Origin of the sequence: Martinezella dioscoreae, assembly GCF_009176305.1 — a bacterium.
GTDB lineage: Bacteria > Pseudomonadota > Alphaproteobacteria > Rhizobiales > Rhizobiaceae > Rhizobium > Rhizobium dioscoreae.
Map to the genome: position 1 here is coordinate 40,739 of NZ_BLAJ01000006.1, position 23,668 is coordinate 64,406.

Annotated in this window: 21 protein-coding genes and 1 pseudogene; 2 read left to right on the forward strand and 20 right to left on the reverse strand. The window is 60.5% G+C overall.

The genetic code is table 11. The annotated features are described in order from the left end of the window. Nucleotides 1-20 precede the first annotated feature (20 nt). Nucleotides 21-920 carry a MurR/RpiR family transcriptional regulator gene (locus GDN47_RS23140; RefSeq protein WP_210386769.1) on the forward strand — a complete coding sequence of 300 codons (900 nt, stop codon included), beginning with the start codon at nt 21-23 and terminating at the stop codon, nt 918-920. Between the two features lie 12 nt (nt 921-932). Here the strand turns inward: GDN47_RS23140 and GDN47_RS23145 are convergent, their stop codons facing one another. From GDN47_RS23145 to GDN47_RS23240, 20 genes and pseudogenes are all read right to left on the reverse strand, one after another. Next, nucleotides 933-1,865 carry a MurR/RpiR family transcriptional regulator gene (locus GDN47_RS23145; RefSeq protein WP_113331657.1) on the reverse strand — a complete coding sequence of 311 codons (933 nt, stop codon included), beginning with the start codon at nt 1,863-1,865 and terminating at the stop codon, nt 933-935. Nucleotides 1,866-1,874: 9 nt separating this feature from the next. Continuing rightward, nucleotides 1,875-2,924, reverse strand: coding sequence for a C45 family autoproteolytic acyltransferase/hydrolase (locus tag GDN47_RS23150; protein WP_113352292.1), 1,050 nt, complete (start codon nt 2,922-2,924; stop codon nt 1,875-1,877). After that, complete coding sequence (gene glnQ / locus GDN47_RS23155; protein ID WP_113331659.1) at nt 2,914-3,642, reverse strand: glutamine ABC transporter ATP-binding protein GlnQ; 729 nt, start codon at nt 3,640-3,642, stop codon at nt 2,914-2,916. Before glnQ ends, GDN47_RS23150 begins: the two co-directional genes overlap by 11 nt. Further along, nucleotides 3,639-4,295, reverse strand: a complete 657-nt coding sequence (gene glnP, locus GDN47_RS23160) for a glutamine ABC transporter permease GlnP (RefSeq protein ID WP_113331660.1) — start codon at nt 4,293-4,295, stop codon at nt 3,639-3,641. Before glnP ends, glnQ begins: the two co-directional genes overlap by 4 nt. A gap of 59 nt (nt 4,296-4,354) precedes the next feature. Beyond that, complete coding sequence (gene glnH / locus GDN47_RS23165) at nt 4,355-5,098, reverse strand: glutamine ABC transporter substrate-binding protein GlnH (protein WP_113331661.1); 744 nt, start codon at nt 5,096-5,098, stop codon at nt 4,355-4,357. A gap of 451 nt (nt 5,099-5,549) precedes the next feature. Further along, nucleotides 5,550-5,955: pseudogene (locus GDN47_RS23170) on the reverse strand (NAD(P)H-dependent oxidoreductase); the annotation flags it as partial. Further along, nucleotides 5,942-6,988 carry a ketopantoate reductase family protein gene (locus GDN47_RS23175; protein WP_152094336.1) on the reverse strand — a complete coding sequence of 349 codons (1,047 nt, stop codon included), beginning with the start codon at nt 6,986-6,988 and terminating at the stop codon, nt 5,942-5,944. The pseudogene GDN47_RS23170 and the gene GDN47_RS23175, both read right to left, overlap by 14 nt. A gap of 2 nt (nt 6,989-6,990) precedes the next feature. Beyond that, nucleotides 6,991-8,187, reverse strand: coding sequence for an acyl-CoA dehydrogenase family protein (locus GDN47_RS23180; protein ID WP_152094337.1), 1,197 nt, complete (start codon nt 8,185-8,187; stop codon nt 6,991-6,993). Beyond that, on the reverse strand, nt 8,187-9,290 hold the full coding sequence (locus GDN47_RS23185) for an LLM class flavin-dependent oxidoreductase (RefSeq protein ID WP_113396178.1): 1,104 nt from the start codon (nt 9,288-9,290) through the stop codon (nt 8,187-8,189). The genes GDN47_RS23180 and GDN47_RS23185 overlap by 1 nt, the downstream gene beginning before the upstream one ends. Nucleotides 9,291-9,431: 141 nt before the next feature. Further along, nucleotides 9,432-10,523: an LLM class flavin-dependent oxidoreductase gene (locus GDN47_RS23190; RefSeq protein ID WP_113396177.1), complete on the reverse strand. Its 1,092-nt coding sequence runs from the start codon at nt 10,521-10,523 to the stop codon at nt 9,432-9,434. Further along, on the reverse strand, nt 10,520-12,223 hold the full coding sequence (locus GDN47_RS23195) for an ABC transporter ATP-binding protein (RefSeq protein WP_152094338.1): 1,704 nt from the start codon (nt 12,221-12,223) through the stop codon (nt 10,520-10,522). Before GDN47_RS23195 ends, GDN47_RS23190 begins: the two co-directional genes overlap by 4 nt. Then, nucleotides 12,202-13,050, reverse strand: a complete 849-nt coding sequence (locus GDN47_RS23200; protein ID WP_113352285.1) for an ABC transporter permease — start codon at nt 13,048-13,050, stop codon at nt 12,202-12,204. Before GDN47_RS23200 ends, GDN47_RS23195 begins: the two co-directional genes overlap by 22 nt. Next, entirely contained in the window at nt 13,047-14,057 is a 1,011-nt protein-coding gene (locus tag GDN47_RS23205; protein WP_113331855.1) for an ABC transporter permease, read from the reverse strand. Before GDN47_RS23205 ends, GDN47_RS23200 begins: the two co-directional genes overlap by 4 nt. 33 nt (nt 14,058-14,090) lie before the next feature. After that, the gene (locus tag GDN47_RS23210; protein ID WP_152094339.1) at nt 14,091-15,743 is read right to left on the reverse strand and encodes an ABC transporter substrate-binding protein; all 1,653 of its coding nucleotides are present in this window, start codon (nt 15,741-15,743) and stop codon (nt 14,091-14,093) included. Between the two features lie 187 nt (nt 15,744-15,930). Then, nucleotides 15,931-18,231 carry a molybdopterin guanine dinucleotide-containing S/N-oxide reductase gene (locus GDN47_RS23215; protein WP_152094340.1) on the reverse strand — a complete coding sequence of 767 codons (2,301 nt, stop codon included), beginning with the start codon at nt 18,229-18,231 and terminating at the stop codon, nt 15,931-15,933. Between the two features lie 309 nt (nt 18,232-18,540). Further along, complete coding sequence (locus GDN47_RS23220; RefSeq protein WP_113390731.1) at nt 18,541-19,143, reverse strand: 2-hydroxychromene-2-carboxylate isomerase; 603 nt, start codon at nt 19,141-19,143, stop codon at nt 18,541-18,543. Then, complete coding sequence (locus GDN47_RS23225; RefSeq protein WP_113390730.1) at nt 19,127-19,723, reverse strand: TetR/AcrR family transcriptional regulator; 597 nt, start codon at nt 19,721-19,723, stop codon at nt 19,127-19,129. Before GDN47_RS23225 ends, GDN47_RS23220 begins: the two co-directional genes overlap by 17 nt. A gap of 194 nt (nt 19,724-19,917) precedes the next feature. After that, nucleotides 19,918-20,784, reverse strand: coding sequence for an IS5 family transposase (locus GDN47_RS23230; protein ID WP_233790087.1), 867 nt, complete (start codon nt 20,782-20,784; stop codon nt 19,918-19,920). 189 nt (nt 20,785-20,973) lie between these two features. After that, nucleotides 20,974-21,774 carry a BtpA/SgcQ family protein gene (locus GDN47_RS23235; protein WP_113352280.1) on the reverse strand — a complete coding sequence of 267 codons (801 nt, stop codon included), beginning with the start codon at nt 21,772-21,774 and terminating at the stop codon, nt 20,974-20,976. 54 nt (nt 21,775-21,828) lie between these two features. Further along, nucleotides 21,829-22,683, reverse strand: coding sequence for a DeoR/GlpR family DNA-binding transcription regulator (locus tag GDN47_RS23240; protein WP_113352279.1), 855 nt, complete (start codon nt 22,681-22,683; stop codon nt 21,829-21,831). Nucleotides 22,684-22,833: 150 nt separating this feature from the next. On the opposite strand from GDN47_RS23240, the gene GDN47_RS23245 reads away from it, so the two are divergent. Continuing rightward, on the forward strand, nt 22,834-23,649 hold the full coding sequence (locus tag GDN47_RS23245; RefSeq protein WP_152094341.1) for an SDR family NAD(P)-dependent oxidoreductase: 816 nt from the start codon (nt 22,834-22,836) through the stop codon (nt 23,647-23,649). Nucleotides 23,650-23,668 lie beyond the last annotated feature (19 nt).

Here is a 23,668-nt window from a genome sequence, read left to right on the forward strand (position 1 = left end):
TTGAAACAGTGAGGCACGGCATGAACCAAGTGTTGCAGAACGATTCTCTGCGTTCGCATATTGTCGAACGCTTCGACGGTATGTCGCCGCAATTGCAACAGGCGGCTCGTCACATCATCGAGCATCCACAGGAAGTGGCGCTCGTCTCCATGCGGGAACTTGCGCGGAACGCCGGTGTGCAGCCCTCGACTATGACTAGGCTTGCGAAGTTCCTGGGTTTGTCCGGTTATGACGACATTCGCGTGCATTATGCCGAGATTATCCGTGGCGGTGGCGAGGGCTTTGCCGCTCGCGCGGCTCTAAAAGGAGGGCATCGGAGCGGTGAAGCCAAAGAAGGCTTGGCGGAACGGATGCTCAGCGGGCTTTCGGCACAGATTGCCAGCCTTTGCGAGCCCCATTCGCTGGAACGGCTCGGTTCGGCCGCAACTCGGCTGCACGAAGCACGCCGGATCTATGTTCTCGGGCTCCGCTCCTGCCACTCCGTGGTATGGCATTTCCACTATGTCATGAACTTGCTCGGCGAAAAAACCGTGCATCTCGATGGTCCGGCTGGAACGGGCGGCGACGGGCTCATTCGCGCCGGCGCGCAGGACGTTCTGCTCGTAATCTCAATCAATCCTTATGCCCGCGTGACGCTTGAACTGGCGGAAACCGCCCGCGGCAAGGGAATGGGAATCGTTGCGATCACCGACAGCGAGGTTTCTCCGCTGGTTTCCATCGCCGACGACCTCATTCTCTGTCCGACCGAAAGCCAGACCTTCTTTCACACGTTGACGCCGGCGCTCGCTATCTCGGAAGTCCTATGTGGGTTGCTGGCAGCGCGGGACGAGTCTGCGGGCCTTGAGGAGTTGAAGCGCGTAGATCAGCATCTTAAAGCCCTGAACACCTATGCGACATCTATTCCGCGTCGGAAGATATGAGCCGGATCGCCGTCATGGGTTATCCGCTTCGATCCGCAGGTCCTTGATCAGCGCTTCACGCCTCGCAAGGGCGCTGACGGCGCTTTCGCCCAGAATGCGGGCAACGAGGTTGAGCAGGCCCTCGCAGAAAACGACATAGGCACCCATGCTGTTGCTGAAGAAGCTGCTGGCATGCGGCACGAAAAAAGCATGTTCGGAAGGCGCGACAAGCGGTGACGACCGGGTGTCTGTCACAGCTATCACACGAATGCCGTAACGCGCGGCAATGGTCGCGACATCCGCTACATTTCGCGTATAGGGCGCGCAACTGGCGACGACAAGCACGTCGCCGGCCGCAAGCTGCGCAATCCCTTCCGCTTCACCGAGTCGCGGTGCGTCAAGAAGGCCGATGTCGTCGCGCAGCATTGACAGTCCGTAGGTGAGGAAGCTTGCGAAGGCATGGAATTGCCGCACTCCATAGACGCGAATACGGGGCGCATGGGCCAACAGCGCCGCGGCGGCGCGCAGGTGCCTGTTGTCGAGTTGGGCAAGGAAGCCGTCGATGTTGGCTTTCGATTCCGTTGCCAGCCTTTCGAGCACCGCATGCTCTTCGCCATCGCCTTGTCGTGCGGAAATCAGCCGGCCTGCCTGACGACTGTAGAAGTAGCGCTCGTCGTCGGTGATTGCTTCGCGAAAAATGCCCTGAAAATCGTTGAAGCCACCATAGCCCAGACGCTGAGCCAGCCGGGTGAGCGTCGATGGGTTGACGCCAAGCGCCGCTGACAGTTCCGAAATGGTCCGTACCGCTGCCTGTTCTGGGATGTCGACCAGTCGCGATAAGACATCGAGCGCTTTGCTGCCCAAAGACAGGCTCGTCTCCCCACGCCTTATGCCGACGGTCAGCGCCCGCAGTTCTTCCAGCGTCTGCGGACGCTCAAAAGTGGTTGGCAGGTCGCTGCCCGTCATTCAAAACCCTCAAGCGAAACAAAGCGCATCGTTTGAAAAACGAAAGCGCGGAACCGATTCTGGGCCATCATAGACGGTGCATTCCACCTTGTCCGCCCCGATGGCAAAGTGTGCGGTCGCCAGCGTGTTCTCGTTATCGGGATCGTCTGGTTGCGTGCGATAGATGGGCAACGCCTCCTCGTTCGTGTCGCGCAGAATGGCAAGGGGTTCGACGCCCGCTTCACCGGCCAATGCGATCATCGCATCCCCGCGTCGTTGTCGTGACTGGGAGGAAGCCGTCACCACCTGTTCTTCCTTCCCCATTCGGTCGTGGATCAGATGGTTGGCATGGCTGGAGGGCGCCATCAGCCGCACAACCGATACATCCTCGTGGGTGAATTCGACGCTGAAAATGTCCTTTGCGCCAGGGGAGGCAAGGGTAAGGTGGAAGGCGCCCGATCTCGGCATGGCCCGCAGCAAATCGATAGCTTCTTCCGGAGACGCACAGTCGAGCAGCGCCCGTGTCAAGACCATGCGGGGCAGTCCGTCACCGCTCCGTCGCGAACGGATATTGTTGACGGTCACTACGAGACCAGCATCGTTGATCGCGAATGTGTGGCCGGGAATGGAGGCGGGATAGACGAAAGCCGAGAAAGTGTGACCCTGCTTGGGCCGCACCGTGGCCATCGCGCATCCGGCGCGCAAGCCCGGGTCCCCATCCTCGTTATGGGCGACAACCGGTTGAATGCCCGGGAGCTGCACGGTCGTACAGCCGTCCGGACTCATCGTCCAGATATCGCCTCGGCAGTTCCAGGCGAAGACCTTCTCAAACGGAAGATCGAGCCCTTCGGCAAGGCCATGCAGCTCCTCCAGGTGTTGTGGGTAGTGCTTTTCGGTCAAGGACAGCGCTGTGCGCACACGGTCGCTATCGCAAAAGGAGCTTACGACCGCCCAGGCGTGCGTGCGAACGAGATGATGATGCGCGGCGGCAGCGCCCTGGCGACCGAGCGCCTTGCCAATGCCATGGCTGTCACCTTCCATGGTGATTGATGTAAGCTGATTGGAAATATTAATGGACATGCTGGAGGAACTCACGAAGGCGGGGATTTTCGGGATTATCGAGAAGAGCAGCCGGGTTGCCGTCAACAGTGATCTTGCCGCCCTCCATGAAAATCAACCGCGTTCCCACCTGCCGCGCAAAGGCGATCTCGTGGGTGACGACGACCATCGTCATGCCCTCTTCGGCGAGTGACTGCATCACTTTGAGCACTTCCTGTCGCAATTCAGGATCGAGGGCCGAGGTCGGCTCATCGAACAACATGAGCTTCGGTTTGACCGCGAGCGCACGAGCAATGGCGACGCGCTGTTGCTGTCCACCGGACAATTCCGAGGGGTAGTGGTGGCCCCGCTCCGCCAGCCCCACCTTCGCGAGCAGTGTTTTGGCTTGTTCCGTCGCTTCGGCTTTGCTGAGGCTGCGGACGCGGCGAGGGCCGAAGGCAACGTTTTCCAGTGCCGTCATCTGCGGGAAGAGATTGAATTGCTGGAACACCATGCCCGCTTCCTGGCGGATGAGGCGCACGCGCGAGCGTCCCTCGCGCACGCTGATATTATCGACGACGAGATCACCGCCATCGATTTCCTCCAGCGCATTGATGCAGCGCAAAAGGGTGGATTTGCCTGAGCCGGACGGACCGATCAGCACCACGACCTCGCCAGCCTCGATGTTGAGATTGACATCCTTGAGCACCGTGATTGGACCGAAGGTCTTGGTGACGTTTCTGAATTCCACGATGCTCATAGGATGCGCATCCTCTTTTCGGTGAAGCGGAGGGCGAAAGTCAGGACGCCGGTCAGGATGAGGTAAAGGATGGCAACTGCGGTCCAGATCTCCACGGCACGGAAATTGGCCGCCATGATCTCCTGTCCCTGCCGCGTCAATTCGCCGACACCGATGACGATGAAAAGCGACGTGTCCTTCAGGCTGACGATGAATTGATTGCCGAGCGGCGGGATCATGCGGCGAAAGGCGATCGGCCCGACGACATAGGCCAGCACCTTCCACATCGGCAGGCCGAGCGCGAGGCCTGCTTCCTGGAGGCCTTTGCTGACGGAAAGCAGGGTGCCGCGAACGATTTCCGCTATGTAGGCGCCCGCATTGACGATGATCGCGGTGATGGCGGCCGTCATGGGATTCACGCGGATATCGGCCAGCATCGGCAAGGCGAAATAGATGAACATCACCTGCACGACGATGGGCGTGCCGCGAATGATTTCCACATAGACGAAGGCGATGGCGTTGAGCAGCCAGTTGCCATAGGCGCGCATGAAACCTGCGACGGCGCCGACGGCGATGCCGCCGACAAGACCCGCAAAGGCGATAAGAACGGTCAAGCGCGCGCCGCCGAGAAGGGCGGGCAGTGCGTCGATGACCACCGACCAGTCGAATTGCATTGGAATACTCCCGTGAACTGCGCGTCGGAGGAACCGACGCGCATGAGGCTACCGGGCGATCAGAGCTTCGGCTCAGCGCCGAACCACTTCTTGTAGATGGCCGTGTAGGTGCCGTCCTTCTTGAGCTTGGCAAGCGAGGCGTTTACCTTGGTGACGAGATCGCTGCCCTTCGGAAAGGCGATGCCATATTGCTGCGCCATCATCTGCTCGCCCACGGCCTTTACCTTTCCGCCGCCGGCGGTTTTGATGTAATAGAGCACGTTCGGCGTATCGTGCATGGCGGCGTCCACTCGACCGGTCTGAAGTTCCATGTAGGCGTTGTCGACATTGGGGAACTGGCGCAGTTCCGTGTCCTTGAAGTTCGCCTTGGCGTAGTCGGCGGCAGAGGTGCCGGTCTTGATTGCGAGCGTCTTGCCTTTCAGGTCGGCTGGGCCGACAATTTTGCTGTCTGCAGGTACCATCAGCAGGAAACCGCTATCGTAATAGCCGTCGGAGAAATCGATGACCTTCTTGCGCTCGTCCTTGATGGTGATGCCGGCGAGGCCAACATCGACCTGCTTGGTCTGGAGTGCAGGGATGATACCGTTGAAGTCCATCGGCTGAAGCGTGTAGGTCACGCCGATATCCTTGGCGACCGCATCCCACAGGTCGATATCGAAGCCTACATATTTGTCGCCTTGTTTGAATTCGAACGGCACGAAGGCGGTATCGGTGGCCACGACGAGGTCTTTCGCCTGAGCGGCACCGAAGGATATGGCGGCTGCAACCGCGCCGATCAGCAGATGACGAATGCGCATTTTCATGGAGACGTTCCCCTTTGTTGACGCGTCCGAAGTTTGCTCTTCGACGCTGTACGCAAATGTAGAACGCTTTATTGATCTTGTCGCATTGAAAATTTGCGTGGCGATTTCGCGTGGAAATCAGCCTCTGCCCCAATTTTGTGCCTTCGTCGTACCCATCACCTCCGTAGGTAGACAAAGATCATGGCGAAAAAACCATATGGCAGAATGACTTAGGATGCACGGGAAGCACGTGCGGACGAACCCTCGTCAAGCCGATTGATTAAACACGATGCGATCTGCTGAAATATGAAACACATGAACCGCACGATGCAAAATCGCAACATCTGTTTCAAAACTCAAGAAAAGCTCAATTGTCCCTGATGTTTCGGAAGGGTTTCGGGGGGCTTGGCTCCCAGCCCGCCGAGGGCGAACAGCCTTGCTATGACCGGTTTCGCTGTCCTGCAGCGCGAGGCATGAAAAATCCAAATAATGGGCGCAACTGGTGCTCCGCCATCAGCGCGTGACGATCGCCGCCGCCAGTTGCCGTGATGAGGATCGGTTTCGACTTGAGCTCATGGGGGGCGATGAGATCGATCAGATGCTTGAACAGGCCAGGATATGTACCCTTATAGGTTGGAGCACCGACGATCAAAATATCGGCGTCGACAATCTCCTCGATGACATGCTGTGCCTTGTCATCGAGTTCTTTGCGCCAGAAGAGAAGTACCGAGCGATGGCCCGACATCAATCATGTCGTAAGTCACCCTATCAAAGCCGTAGCGATCGCTTGCGCGTCCGGCGACATGCTGCACGAGCGCTGTGGTTTTGGAAGGCCGACTAAAGCTTCCAGATATCGCGGCGATCCTAGGGGTTCCCATATCTTTCCTTTCTGTCGGTTTGCGGGGCCGCAGGCCCGCTCAGTGCTGCCCTTTCGGTAATGACGAGATAGAATTCGCCAATATCTCGCGTGCCTGGGGAATGGCCATCGATCGCAAGCCTCGCTGCTGCCCGCTGGAAGGCTGCGTTGATAGGTGCTGCGACGCCGTGAATTCTTCCTAGCCGGACGATTTCGCCGTTCAGATAATCGACCTCGCTTGAGGTGCCGCGGGTGAAGCTTTGCCAGGTCGATTGCTGGCCGGGCTTGATGCCGCTCTCTGGCGCGACGCGCCAGGACGAGATGTCGATCGTCCACTCCGAGGGGGCTGCCGGATCGTAACCGGCAGCAATGAGAACGGCGCGTGCCTCTTGGGCCAACCTGGCTGCGGCCTCTGAGCGAAGCTCGGGAGAACCTGCGAAAAGCTCGACCGCATTGGTAACGTTATGTTCGAGCTTGGCTGCCTTCCATCGCCGGATGTCGGGGCGTGCTTCGGCGAGGTAGCCCGCCTTTGCAAGATCGGCGACGATCGACACGGCCGTGTCGTCGAGCCCTTCGGGATAGCGGCCAAGGGCGACGATGCCGACATTTGGCTCGCCTCCGACGACGACCTCGCCGGTGACGGTGTAGCACGCCGGAATGCGGATACTGGCCGCATAGACACGATCGAAGCGCCGCAGCGCGATATCTTCCGCGGCGAGCCCGTTTTGCAATGTTACGAGAGGCAGTTCCGATGCAGAGCCTTTACCCTCGACCTGCCGCCAGGCCCAGAATTTCGTGGCCGACTCGACATCCTGTGCCTTGACCGCAAGGACAAGAATATCACCCGGGCGAAGCGTTGGCGGCGAAGCTGTGTCGGCGGTCTTGAGCCGGAGCACACTGTGTGCGCCCGCCCGTCGATACGAGAGACCGTGAGCGGCGATATGGGCAATCTGGGCGCCGCGTCCAACGAGCACATAGGGAATGCCATGCGTTTCGAACTCGGCAGCAAGGCTCGCGCCGACCGCGCCGGCACCGATGATGATGTAGCGTGTCATGATCAGGCCGTCTTCAATACGGTGAGACTGGCCGGAGGCGCCAATGGCGCGTCCCTTTCGCTCTTCCAACGTTCGAAGGCGGCGCGCCCGAGAATGGAAATGGATGTGTCTTCCTGCGGCGCATGGACGAGCACCGACTGAATGTCCCGGAAATGGCGTTCCAGTCCCAGTTCGTTCCCGAGGCCGGGATTACCAATGCCGCGCACGGCGATCTGTACCGCGTCGCGCAGCTGCCGGCCCGCAAGCAGCCGGGCCCGTATGTGCTTTTCGGCCTCGGCTTGCTTGTCCTTCAGGGCATCGAAAATGATCTGCCGGGCGCCGGAGACGAGGAGGTCGATTTCACCGGAAAGCGTCACGAAGCGTTCGGTACGAGCGATCGGATGGCCGAGGTTTGTTGGAACACGCTCGTGGGCAAAACGGATGAACGCCTCCTGTGCCGCTTCGGCCACCCCCAGATAGAGCGCGGTCAGCGCCAACGTGATTGCTGCGTGGGCACGGTTGTCCTGCTGGGCAACGGATGGATCGACGAGATCGATGACATTTTCCAGCGGGATTTCCACATCGGTATATTCGACATCGTGAGAGCCGGAGGCACGCATGCCAAGGCTGTTCCAGTTCTCGATCACGCGAATGCCCGGAAGCTTGTTCGGAACGACGAATGTTCCCACCTGGGCGGGTGTTTCATCGGTGTGTGCCCAGACCAGGAAATGGGTCAGTCCGTGCGCGCCGGTGACGAAGCGCTTGCGGCCGGTGATCGACCAGCCGGTGGCGGTACGGCGAGCGACCGTCGCCGGCAGGCCGCCACGGGCGGGTGAGCCGAGCTCGGGCTCGACACGCGCCGCGTTGAGAAGCAGCGGACGCTGCTTGGCCTGCGCGAGCAGGCTCGTATAGAGATCCTCCGGCCAATGGCTTTTTGTTGCCTGGCCGAGATGGCTAAAGATCGTCATTGCGCTGATGAGCGCGACCGACGGATCACCCCGCCCGAGCGCCGCAAGGATCGTCGCGACCTCGTATAGGGTTGCGCCGGCGCCACCATATCTCTCCGCGACGGTGCTTTCGAGCAGGCCGCTTTGATGAACCGCGCGGATACCGACCCATGGGAAGTCCCCGGTCCGGTCCGCCTCCGGGGCAGCGTCCGCAAGAGCACGCGTTGTCGCCTTCAGCAGGCCTGGATCGAAAGGCGTGTCATGGGCGATCATCAAGCCGCGGCCTTTTTCTTTGCGTCTTCCCGTTCGCGTATGCCCTCACGCACCAGCGGCAGGATGTGGCGGCCGTAGTCGACGGCGTCGTTGAAGTTGTCGTAGCCGCGGATAGAGATCAGGTCGGCGCCGAGATCGATATAGTCGAGGATCGAATCGGCGATCGTGCGCGGCGATCCGACAAGCGCGGTAGTTGCCCCGGAGGCATTGGTCGCAGTAACCGTCGGATACCATAGGGCGCGATCATGGACGTCGCCGCGTGCGGCAATGTCGAGAAGCCGCTGCGATCCGACATTGGCGGGGCGAGGGGCGGTGGGCGGCGCGCGATGAAGGCCCTTTTCCCGGTTTTCCTTAAGGCGATCGAGGACCCGGTGAGCTTTTTCCCAAGCCAGTTCGTCGGTCTCCGCGACGATCGGACGGAAGGTCACCCAGATTCGAGGCCGGTCGGTCCTACCGGCCTTTGCCGCCTCGGCATAGATCCGCTCGATCTGCTGCTTGGTTTCCGCCAGAGGCTCGCCCCACAGTCCGAAGATGTCGCAGAGAGAGCCGCCAATGCGGTAGGCGGCGTCCGATGATCCGCCGAGCGAGATCGGGATCAGTCCGTGCGTCGGGCGAACGGCACTGCGGAATTGCTTGAATTGGTAGTATTTGCCGTCGAAATCAAAGGGCTCCGTTGAGCTCCATGCAAGCCGCAGGATACGGATATATTCCTCCTGCCGCTCGTAGCGCTGCTCCTTGTCGAGGAAGTCGCCCTCGCGCGCCTGTTCCTCGTCGCTGCCGCCGGCTATGAAGTGGACGACCACGCGCCCGCCGCTCAACTGGTCAAGTGTGGCAAGCGATTTGGCCGCGACCGTCGGATAGATGGTATTAGGCCTGAGCGCGACGATGATCTTGATGTTCTTCGTATGCGCAAGGACGGTGGCGCCAATGGTGAATGGGTCGAAGGAGGAGGACGAGTAGGGGATCAGCGTATAGTTGAAGCCGTAGTCATCGAGCGCGCGTGCATAGCGCTCGAGATAGCTGGGATCCACCGGAGCGTCCGGGATGGGATTGAGATCGTTCGAGGCGTTGGGAAAGCTAACGCTGATGAATTCCGCGGACATGGGAGCTCCTCTGATTGTCGAATGTTGGACAAAAGTTAGGCGGCAGCTAAGAAGTAAGGAAGACAGGTCTTTCTATTTCCATTGAAACTATAGAAAATATTCCCTAATCGCTCCCGCGGAAGATCTGGCCGGGCGGCGGCCTTACCAGTCGGGCGACCAACCGAGGCTTGGAGCGACGGTTTCAGTAAGATCGGTGAGCAGCCGGATGTTCTCGGCAAGGTCGAAGGCAGGCGGCAGAAAGAGGACGACTTCGTCGGCCGCGGCAAGGCCGGGATCACTGAGCACCGCTTCCATGACCTGGTCCGGCGTGCCGTGGAAGACCGGTGAGATCTGGCTTCCTGGCGGCTGATTGGTCCGCGAGCTCGGCTCAAGCGCGCCCTTCGGCCGCGATGCCGCAATGCCTTGGGTGCGACGCTCGAGATCATAGGCGGCGTATTTTTCGCGAAGGTCCGGCGTGGTGCCGACCAGGATTGACGCTGCCACAGCAACAGGCGGCGGCTCGCTTGTCCGTTCCCTCCGCCAGGTGGCTCGGAAAGCCTCGATGCAGCGCGCCTGATAATCTGCGAAGCTCTCACCTTCGGCGTGATCATGCTGTACGGTTCCCGCTATCAGCCCGATGCCGAGTTCGGCGGCTTGTATCGCCGATCCAAGGCTGGCGGAGCCCTGTCTGATGCGCGAGCGAAGGGTCGGACTATGCGGCGTCACCCTCAGTTGGCTGCCCTCCGCGGCACCCTGGCCGGGTCCTGTGATGGTGTGCAGAACTTCGCCTGCGATCGCGGAAAGAAAACGGGCCTGACGGCGCTTGGCTTCCGTCCGGGCATCGGTATCGACCGTGCCGAAGACGGCATCGAAGGCGGCGTTGGAGCCGGTCGAGATCGCCAGTTCCAGCCGGCCGCCGATCAGGAGATCTGTCGTGCCTGCGGCTTCCGCCAGCAGGATGGGGTCCTGATAGCGCATCGGAATGACGGCCGAACCGAGGACGATATGGCTGGTGTGTTGGCCGGCTGCGGCAAAGAAGGGGAGCGGTGAGGACAGATAATGGTCGAAATGGCGCTGATAGGCCCAGCCCGACTGGTAGCCCAGACGTTCGGCCGCCTTGAAAAGTTCGATGCCCTCCCGCAAGCCGTGGGCAGGCCCGGTCTCGTCGTTGAACGAGACGCGCGTGTTGAAGCCAAGCCGCTTCTTCGGACGGAATGACGCGGACGGCGCCGCGGCGGGGGCGATGACGGTCATGCAATCTTTTCCTTGTCGAAGATCGGCCGGTGCTGCGGGGGTTGGGTGCGTGTGAAACGTGCGGCACCCGAAGGGATCGATTCCAACAGCGAGCGCGTATAGGCCTGGCGGGGGGTGTCGAAGATCTCACCCACGGTGCCATGCTCGACGATGCGTCCGCGCTGCATGACCGAGACCGTGTGGGCAAGCTGGCGCACGAGCGCCAGATCATGCGACACGAAAATATAGGTAAGGCCGAGCTTGACCTGCAGCGACAGCAGTACCTCGACAATATCGGCCTGAACGCTGACGTCGAGCGCGGAGGTAGGCTCGTCAAGCACGATCACGTCAGGTTTCAGGACAAGCGAGCGGGCAATGGCGACGCGCTGGCGCTGGCCGCCAGACAAGGCGGCGGGCTTGCGGGACAGGAGATGCTCTCCCAGCCCGACGTTTGCGGACGCCCTGCGCACCGCAAGTGCCCGCTCCTGATGGGTCCCGATCTTGAAGCGGTCCAGCGGCTCGCGCACGAGCCTCTCGACGTTCCAGGTCGGATCAAGCGATGTGAAGGGGTTCTGGTAGACGAGCTGCAGGTGCCGCCAGACAGAGCGCAGCTGTTCGGGTGATCGACCATTGACCTGTTCGCCGCCAACAGTGATCTTCCCGGCGTCGGGCTGCTCAAGCCCGAGCAGAAGCCGGATCGCCGTTGTCTTTCCGGATCCGGATTCACCGACCAGCGCATGCGTCGTTCCCGCCTGAACGTCGAACGAGACGTCGTTGACGGCGGTCAGCACCTTGCCGTCGACGGTGAAGGTCTTCGTTACGCCGCTGACCTCGATCTTCGGTGTCCTTTCACGCGGGGCGCCAAGATGCCGGAAACCGGGCTCTCGCAACGGCCGGTACCGGTTCGGGTTGAGTGCCGGCACGTCGCCGTGAAGTTTTCTGGCGTAAGAGGAGGAAGGCGCGGAGAATATCGTAGCGGTACTGCCAGCCTCCTGGACGATGCCGTCCTTGAGGACCACGATGGAATCCGCGCGCTCGGCTGCGATCGCCAGGTCGTGGGTGATCAGGAGAAGGCTGATCTGCAGTTCCTCCTGCAACGTCGACAACAGGTCGAGAATCCGCTTTTGGATCGTCACATCGAGCGCGGAGGTCGGCTCGTCTGCGACCAGCAGCGACGGCCGCGGCAGAACGGCGAGCCCGATCAGCACGCGCTGGAGCATGCCGCCGGAAAGTTGATGCGGATAGGAGTCGTAGACGCGCTGGGGATTGTCGAGCCCGACCTGTGCGAATGTCTCAAGAACGAGTGCCTTGCGAAGCACCTTGTCCGTTTCGTCGAGCAGTGCGGCCGCTTCCATCGCCTGCGCGCCGATGGTGCGGACCGGGTTCAAGGAGTTGCCGGGGTCCTGCGGCACGAAACCGATCCTGCGTCCCCTGAATGGACGGAAGCGGCGCTCCGGAAGCCCCAGAAGCTCCTGGCCCTCGAATTCGACGCGGCCCGTGGCATGTCCCGCTGCGGGAAGCAGTCGCAGGACGGCGCGGGCGATGGTCGATTTTCCCGATCCGGATTCGCCGATCAGCGCGAGACCTTTGCCGCGTCCAAGCTCGAAGCCGACATTGCTGACGACCCTATGGGTACTGTAGGCGACCGACAATCCTTCGGCCCGCAGCAGCGGGGTCGATGGGCGGTTTGAAAGCATGGTCAGTCTGTCTTGCGGAGCCATCGGCTGATCCTGTTTACAGAGAGGACGGTTGCGATCGTGACGAGGGCCGGGGCATAAACCAGCCAGGGCCATTTGAGGTAATCCTTGCCGATCGAGATCAGCAGACCCCAGTCGGAGGCCGGCGGCGGATCGCCGTAGCCAAGGAAGGCGAGGCTGGCGATCACCAGGATGGAATCGCCAAACTGCAGGACGGCAAGCGGCAGCACCGATCGCGATGCGTTCGGAAGCACGTGACGCCACAGAATGTGCCAGCGCGAGCCACCGAGGAGGAAGGACGATTCGACGAATGTGGCCTGTCGGGTCTTGATGACTTCGGAGCGCATCACCCGGGCAAACAGCGCAACGGCTGAGATGCCGGTCGCGATTGCCGCATTGGTCGTGTCGAAACCGATTGCGGTGACGACGATGACCGCCAGCAGGAATTTGGGGATGGCCAGCAACACATCGACGAGCCGGGCAAAGACCGTGTCCACCCAGCCGCCGAAGAAGCCGGCCAGCAGTCCGATAATTCCGCCGGCGACGACGCCGATGACGACTGCAATCAGTGCGCTCGCCACCGAAGAAGCCGTGCCATAGACGACGCGTGTATAGAGGTCGCGGCCGAGATGGTCAGTACCGAACCAGTGTGCCGCACTTGGGCCGAGCAGCTTTTGAGCGGGAGTGCCGTTCACCGGATCGTAATGGGTAAACAGGCTGGGCGCCAAAGACCAGCCGATCGCCAGAGCAACGACCAGAAACGAAAGGATGACGACGGGCGGCACGCGCAGGCCCGTCAGACGGCTGAGCGCGGTCGTGCGGGGGGTGGAGGAAACAGAGGCAAGTGTCATGGGGTCAGCCCCTTGGAGATGGGGAGAGAGCTGTCGTCGGCGGTCGTCGGACGGCGGTCTTGCCCGCCGAGAAGTTTGACGCGCGGATCGAGCAGCGGATAGGTAAGGTCGGCGATCAGGTTGACGACCACGAAGACCACTGCGGCGAGCGAGACGACGGCTTGCAGGACCGGCAGGTCCTGCGTGCTGACCGACCGCTGCACCAGGCTGCCGAGCCCGTTTCGGCCAAACACCGTCTCGGTTATCAGCGAGCCCCCGAGCAATTCGCCGATCGTCAAAGCGACGACCGTGATGACCGGAAGCGATGAGGGCTTGAGCAGGTGCATGACGAAGAGACGCATCTGGCCGAGCCCGCGTCCACGTGCGACGGCGGCATAATCCTGGCTGGATTCATGGTCGAGATTGGCAATCAGGACTTCGGCGATCTGTGCCGAGATCGGAATGCCGAGGGCGATCGCCGCGAAAAGCGTTGCCCAGAAACTGTCGGGCTGGATGACGCGAAAGACGCCGAGCTGAAAGCCGAAGAGATGGATCAGCACCAGGCCGATCACGAAGTTCGGAACCGACAGGAACAGCGACGGGAAGCCGCGGAGCAGTCCCTGGCCAAGCCGCCGGGGCAGAAATTGCGTGCCGTAGGCGATGATTGCCGCCAGGAACAGCGCAACCGCGAGCCCCGCCGAGGCAAGCACGAGTGTCGACGGCAGAACCTCCGCAATCAGCGTTGCCACCGGCCGGTTAGTTCGCATCGACAGACCAAGATCGCCAGTCACGAAGCCGGAAAAGGCGTTCCAGAGCTGCACGGGGACCGGCTTGTCCAATCCCTGCGCGGCGATGATCTCCTTGATCTCATCCGGGGTGAAGCCGTTCTGCGGGTTGTTCAGGACGTTGGTAATCGGATCGCCGGGCAGGATGCTGACGACGACAAAGGTGAAGACATAAGACAACAGGATCACGACGATCGCTTGCAGGAGCCGCTTTCCGGCATACACGAAATAGGCTTTTCTCATGCCCATCACCTCTGTGTCTGTTGAACGGCCGGACTATTCGCTTTTCGTGGCGGTGTAGTAGCTGGCATAGGCGACGCCGTTGTAGACCGCTCCCTTGAGCTTAGGCGACTGCACATAGATGCGCTGGACGATCTGTGTCCGCGGAATGAAATAACCCTGGTCGAGGACGTATCTCTGCAACTCATCGAGCAGCGGTTTGCGGGCTTCGATGGAGCCGGCGCCGGCGATCTTGTCGCGCAAGTCGTTGAGGGTCTTGTCGCTCTCGTCGAGCGCAAACCAGTTCTCGCCATTGTTGGCATTCGTCAGGATGCTGGCGACGGTGCCGGCGTCGATGAAGGAGCGCGTCACCTCATATGCCGGTACGCCCGCGCCGCCATACTTTACCTTCTGCCCGAAGGTGACGACGTCATAGGCACGGATATCGACCTTCCAGCCGATCTTGCCGAGCTGCTGGGCAATCAGTTCGTCGATCGATTTCGATGTCGCGAGGTAGGGGTTGGAATTCAACGTCAGCGACAGCGGCTTGCCATCCTTGACGCGAATGCCGTCCGTTCCCTTCTTCCAGCCTGCCTCGTCGAGAAGCTTCTCTGCCTTTTCAGGATTGTAGGCAAGCAGCGGGCTCTGGTCGGTCGCACCCGGAACGTTGCTCTGGATGAACGACGTCGCAAGCTTCCAGTCGGGCGTATAGACCGTGTCGATGATCTCCTGGCGATTGATGCCAGCCTGAAGTGCTTGGCGAACCCTCACGTCGTCATAGGGCGCAAGCTTGGTGTTGATCGCCCAGCCGTTGACGAAGCCGAGATAGCGAGGCGTCGCTACCGTGAGGCCTTCCGACTTGAGAGACTCGAGCTCCTGCGGCGATGCGTTGTAGGCAACGTCGGCCTGCCCGGACTGGACGGCCGCGACGCGCAGCGACGGTTCCGAGACGAGCTTGTAGGTGATCGTATCGAGATGGGCGGGACCGGTCTGGCCGACCGCGGCAGGACCCCAGTTGTAATCCTTGCGCTTGGCAAGCTTGACGTAGTCGCCTTCCTTCCAGGACTCGACGACATAGGGGCCGCTGCCGGAGGTCCTGCTCAGGTCCGCTTGGGCGCTTGCCGGCGAGGCGATGGTCTTCGGGGAGATGAGGATAGAGCCGTGATAGCCGAGTGTCGGGATGAAGCCGAGGGTCGGCTTCTTGAAGAAAACCTTCACGGTCGTCGCATCGACGGGTTCGGCATGATCATAGGTCTTGGGGAACAGGCCGATCGGGTTGATGCCCTCGCTCTTGCGTCCGGCATACCAGATGTCGAGATTGGCAACGACGGCTGCTGCATCGAGCGGGCTCCCGTCGGAGAAGGTCACGCCGGTCTTCAGATGCAGGGTGAATTCCGTCGCATTGTCATTCTGCTCCCAGCGCTCGGCGATCCACGGGCTTACCTTGCCGTCGGCATCGACATAAAGAAGCTTGTCGGTGACATGGCCCCAGATATGGCCCTGAAAGCTGGAGATCGCGCTGTTGTTGGGAATCCAGGTGTCGCCCAGCGAATCGATCAGGAAGACGACATCTCCGCCATCATGCGCGCCGTCCTCAGCCAATGCCGGGGTTACATTCGCTGTTGCGACCAGGGCGGCAAATGCCAGCGCAGAGGTGGCGGTCAGCAGACGACGCCGGGAAAGAAGAAGGCGAGGAGAACGGTCGTTCATGAAGCAGTCCTGTTTGGTTGCCGGGCTAATGACGAACAGGAGCCTATGTGAGCGGATCGGTTTCGAGAAAGACTGGTTGTTCTTTTTCCATCAAATTTGTAGATTATTTTGTCAGCGCGATCTGAAGCACGAGGATCAGGATTTCCGCCGGTCGAGTGCCGGGCGAGCGGGATTGCGTGACGACGGTCTATCCGACGATAAACGTCATTCCATCGAGAATGCGTACGGGCGGCGGTTCACCGGTAAAGCGCTCGACATCGACCTTCGTCAGCTGGCCCGTCGAGCCTTGGGAAAGCTGCGATGTGCCGGCGTCACGGGTGAGGATGTTCGGATTTCCATGAACGCACATGGCCATCGCAGCTTCAGCGTTATCGGGCTCGAACCATGCGCCGGTGGCAAGCTGCATGACACCCGGTCTTACATCCCTACTGATGACAGCGGCAGCGAGGCAACTGCCGCGGGCGTTGAACAGCCTGACGATATCGCGATCCGAAATGCCACGCTCTGCGGCATCGGCAGGGTGGATGCGCAGCGGTTCCCGGCCGCCGATCTTGGTGGAACGGCTGAAGTCACCATAGTCCAGCTGGCTGTGAAGGCGCGAGTGGGGCTGGTTGCAGACGAGATAAAGAGGATAGGGACCTTCCGCCGCCTCCGTCTTCGGGTCCGGTCCATACCAACGTGGATGGCCGCGGCAATCGTCATAACCAAAGCTCTCGATTGTTTCGGAGAAAATTTCGATCTTGCCCGATGGCGTCGGCAACGGATGGGCGTTCGGATCGGCCCGGAATGCGCGCGCAGGCCCGCCGTCGTCGGGTCTTACCGGTAGCAGCAGCTCTCCCTTTTCCCAGAACGTTTCGAAGTCCGGCGCCGGATGACCGGCGGCGACGAGGGCTGTTCGCGTGGTCTCGAAGAGGAAAGCGAGCCACTCACGGCTTGACCGGTTTTCGGTGAATTCAGCGCGCTTGCCGAGGCGCTCTGCAATATCAGCGAATATCTCGTAGTCGGAGCGTGCTTCGCCGACCGGTTCAATCAGCTTCTTCATCGCGATCATCATCGGATCGCGGTCGGCCGCACCGATATCGTCGCGCTCGAGCATCGTGGTTGCGGGCAGGACGATATCGGCGTGGCGTGCAGACGACGTCCAGGCCGTCTCGTGCACGATAATCGTCTCCGGCTTCTTGAACGCCTGGCGAAGCCTGTTGAGATCCTGATGGTGGTGGAACGGATTGCCGCCGGCCCAATAGACGAGGCGGATGTCAGGATAATGCAGGGCCTGACCATTGTAATGGAACGGTTCGCCCGGGTTCAGAAGCATGTCGGCGATCCGTGCGACGGGAATGAAATCCGGCACTGGATTGTGAAACTGCTTGAGCGTCGGCAGGGGCACGGCAAGCTGGCTTTTGCCGATATTGCCGAGCGCACCAAGCGAATAGGAAAAGCCGCCGCCATCCAGGCCGATCTGGCCGAGCATGGCCGCCAGTACGATCCCCATCCAGACCGGCTGCTCGCCGTAATCGGCACGCTGCAGCGAATGGCTGACGGTGATCAGCGTTCGGGCATTCGCCATGCTGCGCGCCAAATCCACGATCGTCTCGGCGGCGATACCGCAGATGCCGGCTGCCCATTGCGGGCTCTTCTCGATGCCATCCTCGCGTCCCAGCAGATAGGCCTCAAGGCGTGGATAGCCTGTCGTATAGCGGTCGAGAAATTCCCGATCGTGCCGTCCCTCGCTGATGAGCACGAAGGCGATCGCCAGCATGAGCGCGACATCCGTTCCCGGGATGACCGGCAGCCATTCGGCCTCGAGATCACCTGCAATGTCGTCCTTGAGCGGGCTGATGAGGACGAAACGCGCGCCGCGCGCACGGGCGCTGCTCAGCGTCGGGCGTACGACGTGCCGGCTGATGCCGCCGCCGTGGACATCGGTATTCTTCACCGCCATGCCGCCGAAGGCGACGATCAGCTCGCTGCTGCGCTCTATCGCTTCCCAGGTAACGCTCTTTCGGTCGAAGGTATCGTAAGGACCGAGCACATGCGGAATGATGACCATCGCCGCGCCCGAACTGTAGGTATTGACCGATCTGACATATCCGCCGAGCACGTTGAGGAAGCGGTGGATCTGGCTTTGCGCATGATGAAACCGCCCTGCGCTGGACCAGCCGTACGAGCCGCCGAAAATGGCCTGCGGTCCGGCTTCGGCGTGAACACGGCGAAGCTCGTTGGCGACAAGATCGAGCGCTTCGGGCCAGCTGACCTCGACATATCCGTCGCTCCCACGTTTTCCGGCATTATCAGGCCGGCCTTCAAGCCAGCCGCGCCTGACGGCCGGGCGCCGGATGCGGGCGGGGCTATGAGCGATTGCGGACAGGTTGCCGAGCAGGGGCGATGGATGCGGGTCGGCGGGATGGGGACGGATTTCGAGGACGTCGCCCCGGTACCGTCCGTAGAATGCGCCCCAATGAGAGCTGTGGGGTTTGAAGCCGTCCATCGCAGCGTCTCCCGTGAACAAGGGTGGAAAGATCGGCAATCCTCACCCAGGCAGGATCTTGCCGGGGTTCATGATGCCCTCGGATCGCCGGCGTGGGATGGATTCGCCGCGGCCATGCTGGTCACGCAACGCGTGCGAGGTCGATGAGCGGTTATCGAATCTTGCCTGTAATTGGACCGATAGCTCGGGGATAGGATGCCCATCTTTCACGTCCTTTTCCGTGCTGACCGTGACAGCCGGAATCGCGCTATGCCGTCACGATCAGGCATCGATGCGGGTTGGCCGGTACCAAGTCTCACAGACGCGCCGTCAGACGGCGATCTTCTCGCCATTCAGGTGGCGCTCAAGGAAGGGCAGGCTATCCTGCCCCCAGTAGAGCTCATTTTCGTAGCGAAACGTCGGAAGACCGAAGACGCCGGCGGCTTTGGCCATCTCGATGTTGGATCGCCAGATCGACTGGATGGCCTCGGTCTTCGCGCGTTCTTCCAGCTTCGCACCGTTGAAGCCGACGGAACTGGCGATCGCCTGACGCACCTCGCTCCGGCCGATATCCGCCGCTTCGGCCCAGAATGCCGTCTGTAGCGCGCGGGTTAGTTTTAGCCAATCCAAACGATCCTCGATGGCCGCAATGACCATGAAACCCGCGGGAGTCGGGTCCGAAAGGGCGGCGCGATTTTCGAAATTGAGCGTCTTGCCGCGCAAAGCCGCCCAGCGTTTCAGGTCTTTCATCCAGTAGGCGCGCCGAACCTCGGGCCTGTTGCGGGAATAGATACCGCCGTTCTCTTCGATTACGGAAATGACGTGCGGGCGGATCAACATGTCGTGCGCTTGCGCAAGATCTGTAAACGCATCGAGGCCGATGAAGGACCAGGGCGAGCCGATGCCGAAGAAATAGTCAATTACCTTTGTCATGCTGTGCCTTTTCAGCCTTTTTGATCGAAGAAACCGCGACGTCAAATACAAAAAGCGCGCAGTCTCTGGCGGTCAGAACAGCCTGGGGATCGCGGCCGACGGCGACTGTCGCGAGTGCTCCCTCGTAGAGAAGGCAAAGATGGGCGGCCGGCTGGACTGCTTCTACGCCTGCTCTCGTCATGAGCGAGGCAAACAAATGACGCACCGTTGCTTTGTGGTTGCGCGCGACGGCAACGACGCGTTCTGAATCGCCATGCTCGGCGACCGCAAGCGCAAATGCGCACCCTCGAAATTCAGGGCTATCTGCTTTTTCATGCAGACGCTCGAAGATCAGGTTGAGCTGATCTCGCGGATTTGCTGCCTCGGCGAAGACGGCGTCCAAAGAGCGGATTACCCGCTCATGGCGATCCTTAAGATAGGCCGCGACGAGATGATCCTTGGATGGAAAATGCCGGTAGAGCGTTGCCTTGGCGACCTTGGTCTCATCGATGATGCGATCGATGCCCACAGCGCGGATACCCTCTCGATAGAAAAGCGCGCCGGCAGACGCAAGAATGTGATCTGAAATGGAGGCTTTCATGGAATTGCTACGGGGCCTTCTCGAAACAGCGCGCTGACATGCGAGTGCAGCGAGGGAGATTTCTATGCCCTCCGACCATTAAGAGAAAGACAGGTCATTCCGCTTGGATGGGTCGCTGGAAATATTTTTGCTCCGACACATGGCGTTGGTGCATGGCTCAAGGAGTGGCCGGATTCCAGTCCATGATCCCGTGGCTATGTCGTAGGCGGCTTGCACCGGACAGATTTCGGGCGTTCGGATGCCAGCATCCGGTTAAGCACGGTGCAGCCAATGGCGACTTCCATCTGCTGCGTGCGGAAGGATCGTGGCCGCAGTCGATGCCCGACAATCGCGGTCTCAACCAGCGAACGCTTGCCGTGGCAGGTCGCAGCTTGCCATTTCATCCGTCCGCCCGTGTTGATCGCCGCGATGTGCCGGTCTCGTTGACTGGCGGTTTCTGTATCGGAGCAGTTGATCGCATTGTTGCGCGGCGGAATGACGACGACAGCATCGGCGCCGTGCTTGATGACGTCGTTGTAGGTCGGCTTCCCACCATAGGCACCATCGGGCGTGATTTGGCGGATCGGAGTGTCGATTTGGCCGAGCAGCGGTTCGACTTGCGAGCCGTTGCCGGTGTCTTGGTCGGTCATGACGTGGGCGATGATCTCGCCGCTGTCGGCATCCAGTGCAAGGTGCAGTTTGCGCCAGGTCCGTCGGGAGTTGGTGTCGTGCTTTTCCTCCAGCCACTGGCCAGCGCCGTAGACCTCGGCCCCGGTGCTGTCAATGAGGACGTGAACGGGCTCATTTCTCGAAACCGGGCGGCTTTGCCGCCGATCAGACGATCGCCACAAACTTGCCCTCCGGCTCAGCGTGGCATGATGGGGAACGGCGAGATCTAGCCCCGTCAATTGCAGCACCGAAGTCAGCGAACCTTCCATCTGGCGCAGCCGCAAGCTGAATACGAGGGCCAAGGTCAGGGCAGTCTCAATCGGCAGGCACGAGTAGCGTGGCTGGCCGCCACGCATTGTTCTCTTCGGCGCCGGCCGGGATGACAGCGCCGCTGGCGTCATCCAAAGCGTCAGGCTGCCGCGCCGGCGTGGATCGGCCTCCTATTCCGACCAATTGGTCAACTTGAATTTCATCTTGCCAATATGGTGACGGCGGGCGGAATGGTGTTTGTAGGGCATGGACGAAAATCATGGCGTCCGTTGGCGATCCCGCCCGCCTATCGGCAAACCATTGGAATTTGATCCATGCACCAACGCTCATCGTCAGCGAATAGCGCTGACGATGTCCATGAAGCGCTTGACGCGGGCGGGCTCGACCTTGTTCCAAGTATTGCCCTCATATTTGAAATGCGTGCCGATGACGACGCCGCTGGCGCAGGAGAGGATGTCGGTGACATTGTCCTTGTTGACGCCTGTATTGGCGAAAACGGGAACATCCCTCACGGCTTCGCAGACCTTGCGCAAGCCGGACTGATCGACCGGCTGCCCGGTCAGCGGACCGGACACAAGGATGGCGTCGGCCAGCGATGAGAAGACCGCGCTCTTTGCGCGCAGTTCGATCGGGCGCTGGTCGAGCGAATGGGCGAATTCGGCATTGATGTTGAACAGCATCTTCATGTCGGTGCGGCCGAGCTTGGCGCGCAGCCGCGCCGGCGTCGCGCAATCCGGGGCCCAGATACCCATGTCGGAGGCGAAGACGCCGGTGAAGATCTCGCGCACGAAGCTTGCGCCGGTGGCGGCACCGATGGCGACGCTTGCCGTCGGATCCCAGAGATAATTGACGCCGAAGGGAATCTTGAGTTCCGCCTTCGCAGCCTGGACGATCGCCGTCATTGCAGCGATACCCTCCGGCGGTGCCTTCAACTCGTAAGGCCTGTCATTCTCGTTGCCAAACATGATGGCATCGACGCCGCCTTCCTGCAGCGCGCGAATATCTTCCATCACGTCGTCGATGAGTTTCGAGACGCCGCCTTTCGGATCATAATTCGGCGAACCGGGCAATGCGCCGATATGCGCCATGGCAATGATGACCTTCTTCTTGTCACCAAAAAATTCAAAAACCATCGAAAGCTCCGAAATTGGGCGTTAGGGAAAGCGGGTTTTCACAAACCGGATGCTTCAGGAGGATGCGCCGGCGACCATCACTTCAACCCTGGCGGCTTCAAGCGCTTTTGCCAGTTCTGGCGGCGGCGATGCATTGGTGATCAGCATGTCGAATTGTGACAGCGGGGCGATATGAACGAGCGACATGCAATCGAATTTCGATGCGTCGCAGAGAACGACCTTCTTCGTCGAGCGGCGGAGATAGACGCGCTTCATCTCCGTATCATCGAAGGAATAATCATAAATACCGTCTGACGTCAGTCCGGAAACGCCGACAAAGGCGATGTCGAACCAAAGTGCTTCGAACTGGGAAATCGCCGTTGCATTGGAGATCGACAATTCATCGTTTCTCATGCGTCCGCCAGGCAAGTAGACTTCCGCCAGGCCTTCCCCAAGCTGGGTGGCGTTGCGCACGCTGTTGGTGAAAAACTTTACATGCTGCTGGCCGGCGAGCAACCGGGCAAGCAGGAATGTTGTCGTGCCGACATCCAGCGCGATGGTGCGAAGTCCTGAGGCGACCCGCGCTGCCGCTTCCGCAATCAGCCGTTTCGGCAATGCGTTCTTGGCAAGGCGAGCCTGAAAGGTCGGCTCGTTGAGGCGCGAGGTGGTTGCTGAAAGGCCGGGTTCGACAATTGTGGTAAGGTCGGTGCTGACTGCTCCGCCATGGGTGCGGGCAAGCCGTCCTTCCTTCTCCAGTTCCGTCAGGTCGCGCCGCACGGTCATTTCAGACACGCCGAGCTGTGCGGCAATTTCCGTTACGGATACGGCGCCCGTTTCGGCCAGCGCATCCAAAATGAAGGAACGGCGCGTGCGCGCGAGAACTTTCGTTTTTTCGACGGTCAGCGTTTCGGCGTCATGGCCTGTGATCATTGGTCTGTCTTTCATTTAGATAAGCTGAGCGGGTGTTTGCGTTCGCATGCTACCGAAGCTCAGCCTTCCCATTACATAACCAGTGCTTAGCTCAGAAAGCGAACAAATTCAAACATAAATTTCGATTGATTTGTAAGTTTTTGTTGTTATATGATCGCGGTGTTGTTTTGGTCGGAGATATGGCTCGTGGGACATCCGAAGTTTGCGGAACTCGACGGTTTGAAGGCGATCGTTACCGGCGGCGGCAATGGAATAGGCCGTGCAATCGCGCAGGCGCTGGCAAAACAGGGTGTCAAGATCACCATTTGCGACATCAATCTGGAGGCGGCGAACACAGTCGCACAATCGATTGCCGGCCATGCGCTGGAGATTGATGTTCGTTCGCGTTCCTCCGTGGAAAAGACGTTCGAACGAGCCGCGGATCTCATGGGCGGCTACGATATACTGATTGCCAATGCCGGGGTCTCTACGATGCAGCATGCGCTGGAGATCACCGACGAGGAGTGGGACTTCAACTTCGACGTCAACACGCGCGGCATCTTCCTGACGAACCAGATCGCTGCGCGCCGCTTCGTGTCGCAGGGCCAGGGTGTGATTGTCAACACGGCCTCGCTTGCCGCGAAGGTCGGCGCGCCGCTTCTGGCGCATTACTCTGCCAGCAAATTCGCCGTTCTCGGCTGGACACAGGCGCTTGCCCGCGAACTGGCCTCGAAAGGCATCCGCGTCAATGCCGTCTGCCCGGGCTTCGTCAAGACCGGCATGCAGGAGCGCGAGATCGATTGGGAAGCCAAATTGCGCGGCGTCAGCCCCGAGCGCGTCGTTGAAGACTATATCGCCCAGACGCCGCTCGGGCGGCTGGAAACACCCGAAGATGTCGCCGATGTCGTCGTTTTCCTCTGCTCGAATTCCGCCCGTTTCATGACCGGTCAGGGCGTCAATGTCACCGGCGGCGTCTATATGGCCTGACAGGCCAGCCGACCGCCCA

Coding starts and splice junctions, on each gene's coding strand:
- GDN47_RS23180 (WP_152094337.1), bottom strand. CDS start 8,187: ATGATCGCCCATGACACGCCTTTCGATCCAGGCCTGCTGAAGGCGACA.
- GDN47_RS23185 (WP_113396178.1), bottom strand. CDS start 9,290: ATGTCCGCGGAATTCATCAGCGTTAGCTTTCCCAACGCCTCGAACGAT.
- GDN47_RS23225 (WP_113390730.1), bottom strand. CDS start 19,723: ATGAAAGCCTCCATTTCAGATCACATTCTTGCGTCTGCCGGCGCGCTT.
- GDN47_RS23240 (WP_113352279.1), bottom strand. CDS start 22,683: ATGATCACAGGCCATGACGCCGAAACGCTGACCGTCGAAAAAACGAAA.
- GDN47_RS23190 (WP_113396177.1), bottom strand. CDS start 10,523: ATGACCGTCATCGCCCCCGCCGCGGCGCCGTCCGCGTCATTCCGTCCG.
- GDN47_RS23200 (WP_113352285.1), bottom strand. CDS start 13,050: ATGACACTTGCCTCTGTTTCCTCCACCCCCCGCACGACCGCGCTCAGC.
- GDN47_RS23175 (WP_152094336.1), bottom strand. CDS start 6,988: ATGACACGCTACATCATCATCGGTGCCGGCGCGGTCGGCGCGAGCCTT.
- GDN47_RS23150 (WP_113352292.1), bottom strand. CDS start 2,924: ATGTCCATTAATATTTCCAATCAGCTTACATCAATCACCATGGAAGGT.
- glnQ (WP_113331659.1), bottom strand. CDS start 3,642: ATGAGCATCGTGGAATTCAGAAACGTCACCAAGACCTTCGGTCCAATC.
- GDN47_RS23245 (WP_152094341.1), top strand. CDS start 22,834: ATGATCGCGGTGTTGTTTTGGTCGGAGATATGGCTCGTGGGACATCCG.
- glnP (WP_113331660.1), bottom strand. CDS start 4,295: ATGCAATTCGACTGGTCGGTGGTCATCGACGCACTGCCCGCCCTTCTC.
- GDN47_RS23215 (WP_152094340.1), bottom strand. CDS start 18,231: ATGGACGGCTTCAAACCCCACAGCTCTCATTGGGGCGCATTCTACGGA.
- glnH (WP_113331661.1), bottom strand. CDS start 5,098: ATGAAAATGCGCATTCGTCATCTGCTGATCGGCGCGGTTGCAGCCGCC.
- GDN47_RS23235 (WP_113352280.1), bottom strand. CDS start 21,774: ATGGTTTTTGAATTTTTTGGTGACAAGAAGAAGGTCATCATTGCCATG.
- GDN47_RS23145 (WP_113331657.1), bottom strand. CDS start 1,865: ATGACGGGCAGCGACCTGCCAACCACTTTTGAGCGTCCGCAGACGCTG.
- GDN47_RS23210 (WP_152094339.1), bottom strand. CDS start 15,743: ATGAACGACCGTTCTCCTCGCCTTCTTCTTTCCCGGCGTCGTCTGCTG.
- GDN47_RS23195 (WP_152094338.1), bottom strand. CDS start 12,223: ATGGCTCCGCAAGACAGACTGACCATGCTTTCAAACCGCCCATCGACC.
- GDN47_RS23140 (WP_210386769.1), top strand. CDS start 21: ATGAACCAAGTGTTGCAGAACGATTCTCTGCGTTCGCATATTGTCGAA.
- GDN47_RS23220 (WP_113390731.1), bottom strand. CDS start 19,143: ATGACAAAGGTAATTGACTATTTCTTCGGCATCGGCTCGCCCTGGTCC.
- GDN47_RS23205 (WP_113331855.1), bottom strand. CDS start 14,057: ATGAGAAAAGCCTATTTCGTGTATGCCGGAAAGCGGCTCCTGCAAGCG.